Origin of the sequence: Pseudoalteromonas shioyasakiensis (assembly GCF_019134595.1) — a bacterium.
GTDB classification, from domain to species: domain Bacteria; phylum Pseudomonadota; class Gammaproteobacteria; order Enterobacterales; family Alteromonadaceae; genus Pseudoalteromonas; species Pseudoalteromonas shioyasakiensis_A.
This window is the reverse complement of record NZ_CP077770.1, coordinates 1220584-1238086: the sequence shown is the minus strand read 5'-3', so window position 1 is coordinate 1238086 and position 17503 is coordinate 1220584. Positions and strand designations below refer to the sequence as shown.

Here is a 17503-nt window from a genome sequence, read left to right as displayed (position 1 = left end):
GATAAAAAGATATGGCGTAAAAAATAAAAGCTCTGGGTTTGAGTGCTTTTTAAAACCTTAGAGGAATAAACGATAAACCACCTTCCCTAGTATTTACCTATATGGGGTTCATGCTAGCCTTTTTATGAAATCCCTTCAAGTAGGGTGCTGAAAACAGCTCTAAAAAAGCAAAAAGGCGCAACCTGAGGTTACGCCTTTTATCGTTCTGGGCAGAACTTAAAATTTACAATGCAGCAAATACATCGTCTGTTTTAGCAGCACAGATAAAATCATTTTTGTGTAACCCTTTGATAGAGTGGCTCCACCAAGTAACGGTTACTTTGCCCCACTCTGTTAACAGACCTGGGTGGTGACCTTCTTCTTCAGCCATAGCGCCCACTTTATTAGTGAACTCAAGTGCTTGCTTGAAGTTTTTAAACTTGTAAACACGCTCTAATTGCATAATGCCGTCGCGCACTTCAGGAACCCAGTCTGGGATCACTTTGATCAATTCTGCTAATTCAGCATCAGATACTTTAGGCGCATCCGCACGACACGCTTCACACTTTTGTGTGCTTAATGAAGACATTATAAATCCTTAACTTGCTAATTTTTCTTTAGGAGGAAACTTTGGCTCATGTAGCCCTAATTCTTTTGCTTTACTCACCAGCGACATGATATCCATTTGTGAAATATCAAATAAGTCATTGATTGAGTTAATGGTGTAGTACACAGGCTGCATAATATCAATACGATAAGGTGTACGTAATACATCAAGCACGTTCATCGCATTGATTTCTGGCTTATCTGAATACACATACTGCGTTTCGCCTGGGCTTGATAAAATACCACCACCATAAATACGCAGACCTTGTTCGGTTTGCATTAAACCAAACTCAACGGTAAACCAGTAAAGGCGTGCTAAATAAACACGATCTTTCTTTTCAGCGGCATAACCTAACTGACCATATTTGTGTGTAAATTCAGCAAATGCTGGGTTGGTAAGCATGGCACAATGACCAAAAATCTCGTGGAAGATATCTGGCTCTTGTAAGTAGTCAAACTCTTCACGGCTGCGAATAAAAGTCGCTACTGGGAACTGCTTGTTTGCTAGTAATCGAAAGAACTCATCAAAATCGATCAGTGCCGGAACAGGCGCAACTTGCCAGCCCGTTGTTTCGAGTAACACTTCGTTGAGTTCACTAAGTTGTGGAATACGATCTGTTGGTAAATTAATTTTCTTAAGACCTGCTAAATATTCATCACAGGCTTTACCTTCTATGCAAGCGAGTTGGCGAGCAACTAGCTCAGACCATATTTTATTTTCTTCTTCGCTCCAATGGATAACCCCATTTTCATCAGGTTGCTTGGAGGTGTAATTACTTGCTTTAGCCATAATAACCTTCTTCGTTAAATCTTGATCAGCATTGATCAGAATCTCATTAACTTGTTAAGCCGATACTATGTAAAAGTAAGCGAAATTTTAATAGTTAAGGCTGTTTCTAAGGTTTGCAGAAACAGCCCTAACGTAAAGTTTAAATTACACCAAAAGATCTAAAAGTTTACACACCACATTTTTAAAGGGATAAAAGCAAGCACAACCGTAAATTTAAAATTACAACCTAACCAATGAATGTAAATGCAGTTTTAAGATCGTTAATAATGTCGTTAACATCCTCAAGACCAACTGATAATCGAATTAAGCCATCACTGATACCAGCAGCTGCTCTTTCTTCAGGTGTATAAGGCGAATGTGTCATCGATGCAGGATGTTGAATGAGGGTTTCAGCATCCCCTAAACTCACAGCAAGAGTGCAAAGCTGAGTGTTATTTATAAATGTTTCACCATCTTCAAGGCTGCCTTTTATTTCAAAGGCAATAACACCACCAGCGGCTTTCATCTGTGAGCCAATAAATTGATGACCCGGATGTGATTTAAGTCCTGGATAATAAACTTGGCTAACTAACGGGTGTTGCTCTAAATATTCAGCAACTACTTGGGCACTTGCACAGTGGCGCTCCATGCGTACAGCAAGAGTTTTTAAACCACGATTAATTAACCATGCATCATGAGGACTAATCGTTGCACCAATATCTTTTAGCACCGTCATTTTTATCAGGTTGATATGCTCCTCTGTGCCGCATACAAGCCCTGCCACCACATCACCATGGCCATTTAGGTATTTAGTTGCGCTGTGTACCACAATATCAATACCAAACGAGGTAGGTTGCTGTAGCAGAGGGGTTAAGAAGGTATTGTCGATAACGCTTATCAGTTGATGCTGCTTGGCAACATCGGCGATTAAACTTAGATCAAGCACCGCCATGGTCGGATTAATTGGCGTTTCTGCAAAAATCATTTTTGAATTGGCTTTAACCGCGCCGCGAAGTTCAGCCTCATTGGTCATGTCAACAAAAGTAACTTCGATACCAAAGCGCGGCAACATGTGAGCAAAAAATGCAAAGGTACAACCGTATAACGCGCTTGATGCGACTAGGTGGTCACCTTGTTGTAAAAAGCTAAGCACAGACGCAGACACCGCCCCCATACCCGTTGCTGTGGCAGCTGCTGCTTCACAGTTTTCTAACTGAGCCACTTTTTGTTCTAGCTCTTGGGTTGTCGGATTACCTAAACGGGTATAAATAAAGCCCTGCTCTTCACCAGCAAATCGGGCTGCACCTTGGGCTGCATTAGCAAAAGAGAAGGTAGAGGTTTGGTAAAGTGGCGCACTCAGTGCGCCATGTGGATCATTTGGTTTTTCTGGACCATGAATACATTGTGTATGTAAGTGATGCTTAGTCATTGTGTGTTCTCGTTTTTATTATCAGTACTTCATACTCATAAATAAAACGTAGATACCCACAATGCACAAGCATGCCGGATGCTCAGATGGCTAAATATCACTCAGCCGTTTTTATTAACTGTACACAAAAGTTGTCATTTTGTATTTTCGGTCTCTTTGTCGCTCGTGCGTGAGGCAATTTTACGGGCAATACTATTGGCGGTTTCTTTTAGCAAGCTGCGCTTATGCTCTAAGCGAGGTAATGGGCGACTAAGCTCCATCGCTTTATACCCTATACGCGCGGTAAAAATACCTGCACTTAGCCCTTGCGCTGCTCGGCCCGACAATTTCCCCAGTAATTCAGCGCTTAGTGCCGTTGCCGCTAAATCTGAAACTAACTCTGCACTACCAACAAACAATACTTGTTTCACTAATAAGCGGTACAATTTAATACGGCTTGCATAACCAAAACCAATACCGTAAATACGGCCAATTTGCTCAATGAGCTTAGTGCCACGCCATAGCACCGCCATCATATCGACTAAAGCCAACGGGCTTAGCGCAACCAATAAGCCAGACTCAGTGGCAAAACGGTTAATCAGTTTTTTCGCTTGCTGATCTTGGCTTACCAATAAGCTATCGGCATATAAGGTCATGATTTCTTTATCGGTATGGTGACTTGCAATTTGCAGCTTAAACTCTTCAAACCCAGTAAGCGTTTGATGTTTATTAAGCTTTTCAAGCCACGGCAGTGCTTCACCTACTTGCTCGCTATTAAGTAAGCGGTCGGCCTCGGTACGATGCAATTGATTACGCTTTAAACTTCTTAGCATGCGGTACTCGCGCCAAATAACACGGGCAATCAGTAGCACACCACTAAGAACAGCCGTTAAATACACCGAACCTAAAATAATTGATTGCTGAAACGTCACAAACAATGACAGCGCAAACTCAAGTAACACTAAAATTAAAAAGCTAACAACAAACACCCCTTTTAGGGTTTGCCATTTCGACTTTTTATACACAGGCTCAAGCTCAATGCTATCTTGCTGATCTTCTTCAGTGTCGATAAATTCGGCGTTTTCTATCACTTTAGCAACTGTTAACTCCTCTGCAGGAGCTTCGTTGCTTGCAGAGCTTGAAATACGGCGACCTGACTGAAAGTTCATCTCCTTTGGTTGCTCACTCATGTTAGTTTATCTCCTATCAGGTACTGCATGACATGATCTAAACGAATATGCTTTAACCGTTTATCAGGGCATGGCAGTGGCGAAAACGATAAGAACTCAAAGCCCTGTTTTGGCCACTCTTGTTTGTTGAGAAGGCGTGACGGTGGTTGCGGTGGTAAATACGTTAGCCATTCTTGTTCGCCTAAAGGCTTGCCATAAATACAAGCTAGCTGCTGGCCTTTTTCAGCCACTTGGCGCGGCTCTGTAGCGCAGATAGATGACATTGCCATAGTTTCGATTTGCACGCCTTCGAACTTTAAGTGATTCGTTTGGTCATGCACGATTGAATCAAGCAATAGCGCTAAATCTTTATGATATTGCGCACTAATATGATCTGACTTATTGGCCGCAAACAGTAGCTTGTCGATGTTTGGTTTAAACAAACGTTTAAAGAAGCTTGCTTCACCATAATTAAAGTGCGCCAGCAATTGGTTAATAACACGGCTTTGCTCATGCAAGGTTTCGCTGCCTTCATTCAAGGCGCTGAGCACATCCACCAGCACAATTTGTCGGTCAAAATGACGAAAATGCTGCTCGTAAAAAGGTTTTACAACCTCTTTTACATAGGCTTTATAGCGCTTTTTTAGATGCGCTAGATTCGACCCTTCGGTTATGTCGTCAGGCACATTCGCAACCGGAAAAAACTGTAGTAGCGGCGCTCCTTTAAGCTCGCCTGGCATCAGCATGCGACCAGGTTGCAGCATGGCAAGTTTGGTGTCTTTTTTAAGGCCCACTAATAACTGCTGATAAAGCGCAGCGACATCAGCAAGTTTGCTCTCATCAACACTGGCTGATAAATCAAGTTCAGCAAGGACTGTTAAAAATGGCTTCGCTTTTTCGTTGCGTGCTGTTTGCTGCAAGAGTGAGTATTGTGACTCACACCAATCAGCAAATGATTGCTCTAGCATTGGCAAATCAAGTAGCCATTCACCTGGGTAGTCAATAATGTCTAAATAGAGCGTTGATTGCGGTGCAAAGTGACCACGTAGCCCCGAGTTACTTTGGTACTTAATTGCCAAACGTAGCGTATTTATACGCTCGGTAGAGGCAGGCCATGCAGGCTCACCTTCAACAGGTAATAACGCTGATAATGCATTTGTGTATTCAAATGTCGGTATTGTCAGTGCTTGCTGCGGCACTATTTTTGTGGCGATATGACGCTTTTCGCGCATCACATCAAAAAAAGGTAAGTTTTTATCGTCAGCTTGGCTGGTTAAATGTTTAACCAAGGCGGTAATAAAAGCGGTTTTACCGCTGCCACTTAAGCCTGTGACGGCTAATTTCACGTGTTGATCTAAACTACGGTGAAGGGCTTTTTCCGCTTTATTTTTTAACGAATTAAAGGTGTTCTTTGCAAATGATTGGCTCATAAAGTGTCTAGCACCTTATTTGCGCTGGGTATCACGATGCAAACAAGGTGCGTATATATCCTTTAAAGTTTGTTGATTTCACGGCTAACCGTAAATTCTGTTGATGTGACATAGCGTTCCATCTCTTGTAAACGACCATCAACTCGAGCAAGACGATCTTTTAAATCTTGCAATGCACGGCGAGGTGGTTCCCCTTTTTGCCATACTTTAAATTTTACTTCAAGCGGGTCTTGGTGAATGCTGTCTGTGCTTTTCTCTGTTTTTTCTGCTGGTTTTTTATCTAATATAAACCAAGCAGCAATGTAAGCAACTACAATAAATGGACCACCTGATAATAGCACTGCTGTCACGACTAAAATACGTACCAGCCAAAGCTCCATGTTAAAGTAATCGCTGATACCTGCGCACACACCTGCTATTTTGCCACGCTCTGCGTCTCTAAATAATTCGCGTTTGGTACTCATACTTTACGTCTCCACTGCGGAGCCTCTTGGTCAAGTAAGGCTTCTAATGTTTCAACACGCTCTGCCATTTTATCTGCTTTTTGTGCAAGCTCTAATAATTGGCGGTGCTCGTGTTCACTTAAACCTTGGCTCACTTGTTTTTTACTACGGTAATGTAAAATTAGCCAAAGTGGGGCAACAACCACCATAAAAACAATAATCGGTGCCATCAAAACTTCTGCGTCGAACATGGTACTCTCCTGTCAATCCGTTATGTGTTTAAGCATTGGGGGACATGCCCCCATTTATTATTTTTTATCTGCTAGTTTTTTCTTAAGCTCAGCTAGCTCATCATCAATCTTTTCGTCTTGCTGAAGACCAGCAATTTCGTCAGCTAATGATTTTTTACCAAGATCATAAGACTCTATTTGTGATTCTAGACCATCGATCTTAGTTTCGTAACGTTCGAAGCGGTTTAAAGCGTCTTCAACTTTCGAGCTGTCGAGTGCTTTTTTAACTTCAAGACGTGACTCAGCAGAGCGTTGACGTAAGATGATTGCTTTTTGACGCGCTTTTGCATCAGCTAGCTTCTCTTGTAACGTGCTGACTTCTTGCTGTAGTTTCTCGATGTGAGACTCTACATGCTCAAGCTCAGTTTCAACCGCTGCGACTGCATCTGCTGACTTTTGCTTTTCAATCAGTGCTGCACGTGCTAAATCATCACGGTCTTTATTTAGTGCTAATTCAGCTTTTTCTTGCCAGTCTGCAACTTGAACTTTTAAAGTTTCAACGCGACGTACTAGCTCTTTTTTCTCAGCAAGTGTTTTTGCTGATGTAGAGCGAACTTCTACTAATGTATCTTCCATCTCTTGGATGATCAGGCGAACCATTTTTTCTGGGTCTTCTGCTTTATCTAAGATGGCATTGATATTAGAATTAACGATGTCTGCAAAACGTGAAAAAATTCCCATAACATTTACCTCTTTGGTGTTTTAACTTAATCAGTTGGTATATCTAGTATCAATATGCTTGCCAACTTTTATAAACTTAGAATAACTTAATATATTCAAACAGTTAAACTAAATTTATAAATTTCTTTAGTTCTCATAGATAATGAAATACACTAGATCTTAGTAAAAATGACTAAGAGTTAGGGAATATGAGCCAATTTCGCCAACAGGATAATTTACTCGGCCAATCTGACAGTTTTTTAAGTGTGCTTGATCAAGTTTCGCAACTAGCCAGTTTAGAAAAGCCAGTCCTTATTATTGGTGAGCGCGGTACGGGTAAAGAACTTATTGCTGCGCGTTTGCACTTCTTATCTAAGCGTTGGGACCAAAACTATATAAAGCTCAACTGTGCAGCGCTTAACGAAAACCTGCTCGAAAGTGAATTATTTGGTCATGAAAGTGGCGCATTCACCGGTGCTAGTAAACGCCACGAAGGCCGCTTTGAACGTGCTAATGGCGGTACGCTATTCCTTGATGAATTAGCCAATACCTCGGCGATGGTACAAGAAAAACTACTACGCGTTATTGAATATGGCGAATTTGAACGCGTTGGTGGTAAGCAAACCGTTAAAGTCGATACCCGATTAGTCTGTGCGACCAATGAAGACTTACCAACCCTAGCTGAGCAAGGCGAATTTAGAAGCGACTTACTCGACCGCCTCGCTTTTGATGTTATTACCCTGCCCCCGCTGCGTGAACGTCAAGAAGATATCATGTTATTGGCAGAACAATTTGCAATTAACATGGCCCGCGACCTTGAGTGGGAGCTATTTAGTGGCTTTACGCGTAGCGCCATCGAAACGCTACAATCTTATGAGTGGCCGGGTAATATTCGTGAATTAAAGAATGTGGTTGAACGTAGCTTATATCGCCATGGTAATGAACATATTCCCGTTCACCAGATTATTTTAGACCCATTTGCGAGTAAATTTAGACCTAAACAGCGCGTTAAAGCTGCAGTTAGCAGTGCCCCTGTTGCAAACGTCGAAGCTGCGCCTATCGCCACGACACAAAATCAAGACGTTGTGACACTCAATAAGCCCGACATTCAATTTCCTTGTAATTTAAAGCAGCTGTCTAACGACTTTGAAATTGATGTCATTAAAAAAGCGCTTGAACATAGCCAATTTAACCAAAAGAAAACTGCAGAACACTTAGAATTAACGTATCATCAATTACGTGGCTATTTGAAAAAATACAATTTATTAGATCAGCAGCAATAGTTAGAGGCTAATCAGGTGTTTAAACCGTTACTTGCTTTGTCTTTGGTGTGCTTAGTAGGCTGCCTAGATAACGAAGAAAAAACCACAGAACAAAAAAACCAGGGCTTAGTCTATTGCGCTGAAGCAAACCCTGTGTCGTTTAATCCGCAAGTGACAACGACAGGTTCAACTATCGATATTATCGCCAATCAGCTTTATGACCGCCTGTTAAGTATTGATCCGGTGTCTGCCGAGTTTAAAGCAGAGCTGGCAACTGATTGGAAAATTAGCCCAGACGGCAAAGCAATTACCTTTACCCTGCGTAAAGGGGTTAAGTTTCACACCACAAAATACTTTACCCCAAGCCGTGATTTTAACGCTGATGATGTAATTTTTACCTTTAGCCGCTTATTCGACGTTTATAACCCCTATCACTTTGTTGGCGATGCCAGCTACCCTTATTTTCAAAGTGTGGGTATTGATCAGCTTATTCGTCGCATTGTGCGTGTTTCTGATTACCAAGTACGGTTTGAGCTTTATAATGCTGAAAGCAGCTTTTTAGCAAACCTTGCAACCGACTTTGCCGTGGTGTTATCCGAAGAATACGCCATGCAGCTTAAAGCGCGAAATCAAGAAAACTTATTTGACCAATACCCTGTGGGTACTGGCCCTTATGTATATAAAGAATATCGCCGCGACCGTTTAATTCGCTATTACCGCAACCCAGACTACTGGAAGCACCCGGTAGTACTTGAGCAACTGGTGTATGACATTACGCCAAACGGCACCACACGCGTTGCGAAAATGCTCACTAAAGAGTGTGATGTTACTGCGCACCCAAGCAGCGCGCAGTTGAGTATTTTATCGCAACGTGAAGATATTAAAGTTCAAAAAGAGCAAAACTTAAATATTGGTTATTGGGCCTTTAACACAGAGCGCCCGCCTTTTGATGACGTTCGTGTACGCCAAGCTCTCGCAAGCGCCATTGATGTCGATAAAATCATGCAAGCCGTATATTACGGTAACGGCATTAAAGCGCAGTCATTACTGCCTCCTGCTTCTTGGGCATTTGAAGCGCAAAAAGCCATGCCTGAATTTAACCCTGCACTTGCCAAAACATTACTCGCAGAAGCTGGCTACAAAAATGGCTTTGATATGAATATTTGGGCTATGCCAGTAAGCCGTATTTATAACCCCAATGCCCGTAAAATGGCTGAGCTGATGCAAAGTGATTTACGCAAAATTGGTGTGAACGTTAATATTGTCGAGTACGAGTGGAATACCTTTTTACAACGAATTGGTGAGCATAGACACGATAGCGTGTTACTTGGTTGGGCTGCAGATACGCCAGACCCTGATAACTTTATGAGCCCATTATTAAGCTGTACTGCGACTTTCAGTGGTAAAAACCCAGCAAATTGGTGTCACCCTGAGTTTGATTTATTACTTACTCAAGCCTTAGACACAACAGATCTTGAAAAGCGTAAACAATACTACAATCAGGCTCAGCGGATCATAGTGCAAGAGCTGCCTATTTTACCGATAGCCCATGGTATGCGCTTTCAAGCAGCAAGTAGTGATGTTAAAGGCATAAGCTTAAGCCCTTTTGGTGGCATTTCACTAGCTAACGCGAGGAAAGAATAATGATCCTAGATTATATTCTACGCCGCTTAGCACTGTTAATGTTTATGATGCTGACACTGAGTATCTTTACATTTTCATTGAGCTTTTTGTTCCCGGGTGATGCGCTAACTAACTTAAGCGGTATTACCAATAGTACCTTTTCACAAACCAGTGTTTTAGAAGAAAAGTTCCATTTTACTGAAAACTACGTCGTGCAGTATTTTGCTTTTTTAGAGCGTATTATTCAGGGTGATTGGGGAATTTCTTTTGCATCCGGCGAAAGCGTATTTCAGCATATTCAAGATTTATTTCCTGCAACACTCGAATTGAGTCTTTATGCGCTCATTGTATCCGTCATAGTTGGCGTACCAAGTGGTATTTTAGCCGCTGCCTACTACAAACGTTGGCCTGATAAACTGATAAATTCCGGCACACTTTTTGGCTACTCAATGCCCGTTTTTTGGTTAGCATTGTTACTAATCATGGTGTTTTCACTGCAACTAGGTTGGTTTCCGATGTCGGGCCGTATGGGTCTACTTTACGAAATAGAACCGGTTACAGGCTTTATTTTAATCGATATCATATTAGGTGACTTTCCGTATGATGGCATGGCATTTTTAGATGCAATACACCATCTAACCTTGCCTACCATTGTACTTGCCATGTATCCGACCACAGTATTGGTTCGCTTTACCCGTGATTCAATGCTGAAAGTACTCGATCAGAGTTACATTAAAACTGCACGCGCTAAAGGCTTAAACCGTGCACAGCTGATCCTTCACCACGCTCTGCGTAATGCGCTGCTACCGGTTATTAAACAAATAGGTTTACAGTTTAGTACCTTGATCACCCTTGCGATGATCACCGAAGTTATTTTCTCATGGCCGGGCATTGGTCGTTGGCTTATCGATAGTATTTATCAGCGCGACTACCCTGCGATTCAAGGTGGCTTACTCGCTGTTTCTATGTTCGTTATTTTAGCTACCATTATTGCTGAGCTCACTTATACATTATTCGACCCATTATCGCGGAACCAAGCTCATGGCAAAGTTTAATTTATTCTCTGAAGAGTCGAATAAATCGCCGTTAGCGCGATTTTGGAAGAAATTTAAAACCAATCACCCTGCCCTTGTGGGTTTATGGTTGTTTATTGCTTTGGTGTTACTGGCCGTGTCTGCACCACTCCTTGCACCTTATGGCGTAAACCAACAACACAGCGATGCACTACTGTTACCACCATCGTGGCATGATGCAGGTGACGTACGCTTTTTATTAGGTACCGACGATTTAGGCCGAGATGTGTTATCGCGCTTAATGAATGGTGCAACCTACACCTTTGGTTTGTCAGTAGTCGCGGCTTTGATCACCACTGTGATTGGGGTATTAGTGGGTACTTTTGCTGGGATCAGCCGGGGTATTCGCTCAAGCTTTTTGAATCACTTGCTTGATATTACGTTATCGATTCCTTCACTGTTGCTTGCAATTATTATTATCGCGATTCTTGGCCCCGGCTTAATGAATACAGTGTGGGCGATTATTTTAGCCTTACTGCCACAGTTTATTCACTCGGTACGTAACTTAATTGTTGAAGAGCTGAACAAAGACTACATTACAGCGTTTAAACTGGATGGCGCTTCAAATTGGCATATTCTTGCTCGTGGTATTTTTCCGAATATTTACGAGCATATTGTGGTTATTTTTACCATGGCGCTTTCTACGGCTATTTTGGATATCTCGGCACTTGGCTTTTTAAAATTGGGCGCACAGCCCCCAACCACAGAATGGGGTGCTATTTTGGCTGAAAACCTTGGTTTAATTTACCTTGCCCCTTGGACTGTTGGCTTACCGGGCGTATTATTGTTTTTAGCTGTACTGTCTACCAATTTAGTAGGTGACGGTTTACGCCAAGTGCTTAAAGAACGTAAGGCCGACTAATATGCAATTACTCGATATTCGCAATCTCACGATAGAGTTACGCACCTCAGATACCGTTATTCGTGCGGTTGATAAAGTCAGCATGACCTTAAAAGAGGGTGAAGTACATGCTTTAGTTGGCGAGTCTGGCTCAGGTAAAAGCTTAATTGCAAAAGCCATTGTTGGGGTTTTAAATAAACGCTGGCATATCACTGCAGACCGCATGCATTGGCGTGGTGTTGATTTAATGCGCCTATCTAACGAGCAACGCCGTAAATTGGTTGGTCAAGACATTGCCATGATCTACCAAGATCCAAGTCGCTGCCTAGATCCAACTGCCAAGATATTTGACCAAATTGCCGAGACCCTGCCTACGCAAGCAACCAGTGGCTTTTTCTTAAAGCGAAATAAACAGCGTAAAGACAGAGTTAAAGCGTTAATCCACAAGGTCGGTATTAAAGATCATAAAAAGGTACTCGACAGCTACCCTCATGAGCTCTCTGAAGGTATTTGTCAAAAAGTGATGATTGCCATGGCCATTGCGCGTACCCCTAAACTTTTGATTGCTGATGAGCCAACTACCGCCCTTGAGAGCACCACGCGTGCGCAAGTATTTAGACTTTTAAAAAGCTTGAACCAGCTAAAGAACATGTCGATTTTGATGATTTCTCACGAACTTGAAGAAATTGTTGAGTGGTCTCATGGCATGCATGTTCTATACTGCGGACAAATGGTTGAAGCTGGCCCAACTAATCGTATTTTTAGTCAGCCATATCATCCGTATACTCAAGCGCTATTAAAAAGTTTGCCTGACTACGAGCAAGGGCTTTCTCACAAAGAGCCGTTTTATGCTTTAAAAGGCACCATTCCGACCTTACAGCATTTGCCAATAGGCTGCCGCTTAGGTCCGCGTTGCCCACAAGCGCAAAAAGAATGTGTCGTTACCCCGAAATTGACCAAGCATCATAGTCATAGTTATGCCTGCCATTTCCCATTAATTAAGGCGATGAAATAATGCAACCACTGCTCAAAGTTCAAGCGTTATCAAAGAGTTTTAACCTGCGTGCAGGCTTGTTTTCACGCAAACGATTCTCTGTTTTAAGGGATATTTCGTTTTGCTTAGGACAAGGTGAAACCATTGCAATTATCGGGGAAACCGGCTCAGGCAAAAGTACCTTAGCTAAATTACTATCAGGAGCCGATAACGCTGATAAAGGGCAAATTTTACTCGACGGTAATATCATCGAAAATGATGGCTTGCGTGATAACGACTGTCGCCATATTCGTATGATCTTCCAAGACTCTGAGGCGTCGTTGAACCCCGGTTTAACCATTGGCGACATGCTCAACGACTGCTTACAGTACAACACTGATTTAAACATAGAAGAGCGTGAAGATAAAATAAAACAAACCCTCGCAAAAGTGGGTTTGCTGTTAGATCATCAGCACTATTACCCGCATATGTTCAGTAGTGGTCAATTACAACGTATCGCGCTTGCACGGGCTTTAATCTTAGACCCTAAGGTTGTAGTGCTCGATGAAGCGTTATCGTCTCTAGACCCGTCTGTACGCGCACAAACGGTAAATTTATTACTGCGTCTACAAAAAGATACTGGCCTTAGCTATGTGCTTATTACTCATCACCTAAGTTTGGTGCGTCATATTAGCGACCAACTTGTGGTACTTGATCACGGTGAGATTGTTGAATACGGCCAAACTGAAGCGATTTTCCAAAACCCGCAGTCTAGCGTAACGCAGAAGTTGTTGAATTGCTGATCTTTAGCTATCAGCTATCAGCTATCAGCTATCAGCTATCAGCTATCAGCTATCAGCTATCAGCCGTAAGTTTAAGATAAATCGGCGAAAAGACACACCTTACCTATCATCAATGTTAATTTGCTTGGCCAATTTAACTGCTTTACAAATAACCTCTGCGCACTCTTTTGGCTTTAACTGTGCGATAAAATGCCCGCCTGAAACACTCACTTCATTGTAATTAAAGCAGTTTTTAGCAAGATCATTAACCGCTTGTCTGGAAACGAGTCGATCTTTCGATGGGCGAATATAAGTCACAGGTATTGAGATAATGTTATGCGCCTTTTGAAGAGTCGCAATATTATGTAAACGATTTCTCAGCTTTATTTTATTCGCCATATTAATTGAGTTAAAAACAGCACTAATTAGCTGGCTTTCATAGTGGGAGTTAAAACCAAAGTAAGTTAAGCTTTTGCGAGTAAAGCGATTCTCTTTAAAAAGGACATTCGGTATTAAATGAGCCATGTATGCAATTGTTGATGGCCTTGATATAAAGCTCGCAAGAAATACAATTCCCGAAATCTGATTGGGCTTTAACAGCTGAGTTAAGGCATATGCGATAGGCCCTGAATATGACTCTGCAATAATAAATATGCAGTCATTTTTTAATTGCTCTGCAATCTCAGCCGCTTGCTGCTGATAACTCTGCCCTGAAACGCCTTCAAATGAGATGATGGTTACTTCAAATTTTCTGGAAAGCTCTTTAGCCAAATTTTCGAACAGTAATCCAGTACCATCAAGGCCGGGTAACATTACAAGCTTCATAAGGGCTACACTTCTTCTCTGTCACCATGGCTTGGTGGTGTAGATGTAACAATAAAATGAAGTGGTTCAGTACCTTGATTACTTAGCTGATGTACTCGGCCAGCACTTACATGCAAACCTTGTTGCGCAGTGAGTTTGTGTATTTGGCCATCAAGTTCAATGGTGGCACAGCCACTAAGTACAAAGAAAAATTGTTCGGCATGTTTATGATAGTGTTTTACTTCACCCTCACCTACTGGGACATGCTCTTGAATAACACTCAGCGCATTAGACTTTACCAAATGCCAACCGTCGCAATTGTTACCCCATGTGTAATGATCTGCGTTGTGTTTGTCTATGATATTCAAAACTTTTTATACATCCCTTGGCTTTGTGGTGCGACAAACTTGTAGCCAAGCTTTTCGTAAAAGCCAGGTTTGTCGGCGACCATAGTGACATAACTACCTTCAAAGGCGACAGATTCAATGTAGCGGTCTACGTGTTCCATAATGACACGCCCTAATCCTTGCCCTTGATATTCAGGTGATACAGCAATATCAACCACTTCAAAATTACAACCGCCATCATCAATAACGCGGCCCATGCCAATCAACTCATCGTTTTTACTAATACAAATAGCATAAAGAGAGTTTGGTAATCCCGCCTTTGCAGCCGCTAATGAACGTGCTGATAAGCCAGCTTTAAGGCGCATATCACAGTATTCTTCGGCGCTTGGTAGCTGCTCTATTAGACTGTACTCCATAAATGCTCCTAGTAATATGCATTACCTTTAACGGTAACAAAAAAGGCGCCAGTAGGCGCCTTTTATTTAACTCATTTTACTAATTATTCAGCAGCTTGAGTCGCTTGTGGTACTTGCACTTCAGCTTGTGCTTTTAGTGCTGCAATAAATACCATGTAGTTTTTATTCACTTGAGCCATAGTGATGTTTTGCTTTTGTTGCTCATTAATCTCAACTTCAGTCGCTGGATTAACTGCTTTTAGCGCAACAATTGCCGCATCGCCATTGTTTAGGTCAACAACTTCAACCTCTGGTGCACCTTGTGGGTGAGCCATTTTGAAAGCTTGTTGAACAATCGCTGGTGACACTGTGTAAGCTTGTCGAGCAAGTGCAGCTTCTTGGCGTACTGTTAAGCCTTCAGCTTGTGCAACTTCGTTTAGGCTCTTACCAGCTTCAATCTCAGCGTATAGAGTGCGTGCTTTTTCTTTAGCAAGCTCCGATGCTTTTTGTGAAACTAACGTCGCTTTAATTTGCTCAGAAACATCTGCTAGTGCTTTCGTAGTCGCAGCTTTGTGGTCGTTTACACGAACAACAACAGCATGCTCATCGCCTACTTCAATTACTTCTGAGTTCATGCGATCTTCTAACACTTCAGGTGAGAAAATAGCAGTAACAACTTGTGGGTTGTTTAGCGGCTCAGGTAATGCATTGCGAGTAACAAGTTCTGTTTTCTGTACTTCAACGCCTGCTGCTTCTGCTGCATCAATTAAAGTATCTGAAATTTCGAACGCAAGCTCACCCATTTGAGTTTGCTTTTCATAGAACGCATTAATTTTCTTAGTACGCTCAAGTTCAGCGCGAAGCTCATCTTTTACGTCAGCATATGGTTTAACTTGCTGTGTTTGAATATCAGTAAGTTTGATGATGTGATAACCAAATTCTGATTCTACAACGTCAGAAATGTCACCTTTGTTTTCAAGAGCATACGTTGCATCTTCAAACGCAGGGTCCATCATGTCACGTTCAATCCAGTCTAGGTCACCGCCCATTTCTGCACTCACTACGTCATCAGAAGATGACTCAGCTAGTTCAGCAAAGTCAGCACCGTTTTGTAACTGCGCTAGTAGCTCTTCAGCTTTCGCTTTTGCTGCATCATCGTCTTCGCTGTTATCAATTAAGATGTGCGATACACGACGTTTTTCAGGCTCAACATATTGTGCACTGTTTTGATTATAGTAAGCTTTGATATCTTCTTCTGAAACACTTGAATCAAGCGTTAAGCTAGCTGCATTTAAGTCAATGTAGCTTACTGACACTTGCTCTGGTGATAAGAATTGCGGTTGATTCAACTCATAGTAATCAGCAATTTCTTGCTCTGTTACTTCGATACCTGCTTGTAATGATTCTTTAGCAACAACTAAGTAATCAATACTGCGCGTTTGCTGTTGTAGAGCAACGCTGTTGTTTAATTCGTTTTCTAAGATGAAATCAGTACCAGCAACTGCGCCCACTAATTGGCTGCGAGTCATGTCTTCACGTAAATATTCGCGGAAAGCATCTGGTTGGAAATTCATTTGACGAATAACTTGTAAGTAGCGGTCGTTGCTAAACTGGCCGCCTACTTGGAAGTAAGGCATTTCTAAAATTGCTTTACGAACACTTTCGTCGCTTACACGAAGACCTAATTCTGCCGCTAGTTGAGTTTGCAATTCTTGTTGTACTAAACGGTCGATTACGCCTTGGCGAATTTGTGCCATGTAATTTGGATCAGCAGCGATTTGTGCAAAGTATTCACCAAATTGTTGTTCTAAACGGTTACGTTCGTTTTGGTATGCACGGCTGAATTCGGTTTGGCTAATTTTAACTCCATTTACTTCTGCAACGGGTTGCTCTGTGGTTTGTCCTAAATAACCACCGATCCCAGCTAAAGCAAAAGATAAAATCACCGCGCCTAAAATAATTTTGGCTGCAGGTCCCTGCGAACCTTCTCTGATTTTCTCAAGCATTTATCTATCTCTATTCTGATCAGGTACAAATTAACCCTGCTCATGTAAAAAAAGCGTATCTTACCAGATACGCTTTTTCACTTGAAGTAACTGGTGATAAGTTACCTAAATTCAATTTAAGTGTGACTAGGTATCTCTCACCAACTAATCTTTAATGATTAGTTTACTGCGTCTTTCAGCGCTTTACCTGCTTTGAAAGAAGGAATGTTTGCTGCAGCAATCTGGATAGTCTCACCAGTTTGCGGGTTGCGACCTGAACGCGCTGCACGCTCACGTACAGAGAAAGTACCAAAGCCAACTAGCGCTACTGAATCGCCATCTTTAAGAGCGCCTGAAACAGCCTCGATGAATGAATCTAGTGCACGACCTGCAGCCGCTTTAGAAATGTCAGCGTCAGCTGCGATTTGATCGATTAATTGAGATTTATTCACAATATCATCCTCTTTCATTGTTATTATCAAGAGCGATTGTTTTTATAAAAAATAACATCACTGTTTTGAAAATTTATGAGCAAATTAAGTTTATGCTCAGTTTATTATATTTTTCTCAACCCTAGGCCACATAAGGCCTAGGCTTGAAAACTAGTGCTTAACTTATCATACCCTTTGTATTTGAAAAGCCCCTAAATGCACTTTTTTGCGGT

19 protein-coding genes are annotated in these 17503 nt (G+C 41.9%); 6 read left to right on the top strand and 13 right to left on the bottom strand.

Features of this window, described 5'->3' with window-relative positions; genetic code table 11:
- Positions 1–223: 223 nt before the first annotated feature.
- From KQP93_RS05765 to pspA, 8 genes are all read right to left on the bottom strand, one after another.
- Positions 224–568 (bottom strand): 4a-hydroxytetrahydrobiopterin dehydratase, encoded by a 345-nt coding sequence (locus KQP93_RS05765; RefSeq protein ID WP_217876306.1) that lies wholly within the window; start codon positions 566–568, stop codon positions 224–226.
- Positions 569–577: 9 nt separating this feature from the next.
- Positions 578–1375 (bottom strand): phenylalanine 4-monooxygenase, encoded by a 798-nt coding sequence (gene phhA, locus KQP93_RS05760; protein ID WP_054553132.1) that lies wholly within the window; start codon positions 1373–1375, stop codon positions 578–580.
- A gap of 226 nt (positions 1376–1601) precedes the next feature.
- Positions 1602–2783, bottom strand: a complete 1182-nt coding sequence (gene megL / locus KQP93_RS05755) for a methionine gamma-lyase (RefSeq protein ID WP_063529998.1) — start codon at positions 2781–2783, stop codon at positions 1602–1604.
- Positions 2784–2917: 134 nt separating this feature from the next.
- Positions 2918–3952 (bottom strand): TIGR01620 family protein, encoded by a 1035-nt coding sequence (locus KQP93_RS05750; RefSeq protein WP_217876305.1) that lies wholly within the window; start codon positions 3950–3952, stop codon positions 2918–2920.
- The gene (locus tag KQP93_RS05745; RefSeq protein ID WP_217876304.1) at positions 3949–5361 is read right to left on the bottom strand and encodes a YcjX family protein; all 1413 of its coding nucleotides are present in this window, start codon (positions 5359–5361) and stop codon (positions 3949–3951) included. Before KQP93_RS05745 ends, KQP93_RS05750 begins: the two co-directional genes overlap by 4 nt.
- 62 nt (positions 5362–5423) lie before the next feature.
- Positions 5424–5825 carry an envelope stress response membrane protein PspC gene (pspC, locus tag KQP93_RS05740; protein WP_054562063.1) on the bottom strand — a complete coding sequence of 134 codons (402 nt, stop codon included), beginning with the start codon at positions 5823–5825 and terminating at the stop codon, positions 5424–5426.
- The gene (pspB, locus tag KQP93_RS05735; RefSeq protein ID WP_036969793.1) at positions 5822–6055 is read right to left on the bottom strand and encodes an envelope stress response membrane protein PspB; all 234 of its coding nucleotides are present in this window, start codon (positions 6053–6055) and stop codon (positions 5822–5824) included. Before pspB ends, pspC begins: the two co-directional genes overlap by 4 nt.
- A 57-nt stretch (positions 6056–6112) precedes the next feature.
- Positions 6113–6775, bottom strand: a complete 663-nt coding sequence (pspA, locus tag KQP93_RS05730) for a phage shock protein PspA (RefSeq protein ID WP_054562064.1) — start codon at positions 6773–6775, stop codon at positions 6113–6115.
- 188 nt (positions 6776–6963) lie between these two features.
- Between pspA and pspF the strand changes: the two genes are divergently transcribed.
- Genes pspF through KQP93_RS05700 form a run of 6 tightly spaced genes read left to right on the top strand, consistent with a single transcriptional unit; the run spans position 6964 to position 13329 of the window.
- On the top strand, positions 6964–8037 hold the full coding sequence (gene pspF, locus KQP93_RS05725) for a phage shock protein operon transcriptional activator (RefSeq protein ID WP_054562065.1): 1074 nt from the start codon (positions 6964–6966) through the stop codon (positions 8035–8037).
- 15 nt (positions 8038–8052) lie between these two features.
- The gene (locus tag KQP93_RS05720; protein ID WP_054562066.1) at positions 8053–9660 is read left to right on the top strand and encodes an ABC transporter substrate-binding protein; all 1608 of its coding nucleotides are present in this window, start codon (positions 8053–8055) and stop codon (positions 9658–9660) included.
- Positions 9660–10694 (top strand): ABC transporter permease, encoded by a 1035-nt coding sequence (locus KQP93_RS05715; RefSeq protein ID WP_217876303.1) that lies wholly within the window; start codon positions 9660–9662, stop codon positions 10692–10694. The genes KQP93_RS05720 and KQP93_RS05715 overlap by 1 nt, the downstream gene beginning before the upstream one ends.
- On the top strand, positions 10681–11574 hold the full coding sequence (locus tag KQP93_RS05710; protein WP_054562068.1) for an ABC transporter permease subunit: 894 nt from the start codon (positions 10681–10683) through the stop codon (positions 11572–11574). The genes KQP93_RS05715 and KQP93_RS05710 overlap by 14 nt, the downstream gene beginning before the upstream one ends.
- A gap of 1 nt (position 11575) precedes the next feature.
- The gene (locus KQP93_RS05705; RefSeq protein ID WP_217876302.1) at positions 11576–12568 is read left to right on the top strand and encodes a peptide ABC transporter ATP-binding protein; all 993 of its coding nucleotides are present in this window, start codon (positions 11576–11578) and stop codon (positions 12566–12568) included.
- A complete protein-coding gene (locus KQP93_RS05700) occupies positions 12568–13329 on the top strand; it encodes an ATP-binding cassette domain-containing protein (RefSeq protein ID WP_217876301.1) in 762 nt (253 codons plus the stop codon). The genes KQP93_RS05705 and KQP93_RS05700 overlap by 1 nt, the downstream gene beginning before the upstream one ends.
- Before the next feature lie 99 nt (positions 13330–13428).
- Here KQP93_RS05700 and KQP93_RS05695 read toward each other — a convergent pair whose 3' ends face one another.
- From KQP93_RS05695 to hupB, 5 genes are all read right to left on the bottom strand, one after another.
- Complete coding sequence (locus KQP93_RS05695) at positions 13429–14133, bottom strand: alpha/beta fold hydrolase (RefSeq protein WP_217876300.1); 705 nt, start codon at positions 14131–14133, stop codon at positions 13429–13431.
- Between the two features lie 5 nt (positions 14134–14138).
- Positions 14139–14480, bottom strand: coding sequence for a cupin domain-containing protein (locus tag KQP93_RS05690; protein ID WP_217876299.1), 342 nt, complete (start codon positions 14478–14480; stop codon positions 14139–14141).
- Positions 14477–14875 (bottom strand): GNAT family N-acetyltransferase, encoded by a 399-nt coding sequence (locus KQP93_RS05685; protein ID WP_217876298.1) that lies wholly within the window; start codon positions 14873–14875, stop codon positions 14477–14479. The genes KQP93_RS05690 and KQP93_RS05685 overlap by 4 nt, the downstream gene beginning before the upstream one ends.
- An 83-nt stretch (positions 14876–14958) precedes the next feature.
- Complete coding sequence (gene ppiD / locus KQP93_RS05680; RefSeq protein ID WP_217876297.1) at positions 14959–16860, bottom strand: peptidylprolyl isomerase; 1902 nt, start codon at positions 16858–16860, stop codon at positions 14959–14961.
- A gap of 158 nt (positions 16861–17018) precedes the next feature.
- Positions 17019–17291 carry a nucleoid-associated protein HU-beta gene (gene hupB, locus KQP93_RS05675; RefSeq protein ID WP_054553319.1) on the bottom strand — a complete coding sequence of 91 codons (273 nt, stop codon included), beginning with the start codon at positions 17289–17291 and terminating at the stop codon, positions 17019–17021.
- Positions 17292–17503 lie beyond the last annotated feature (212 nt).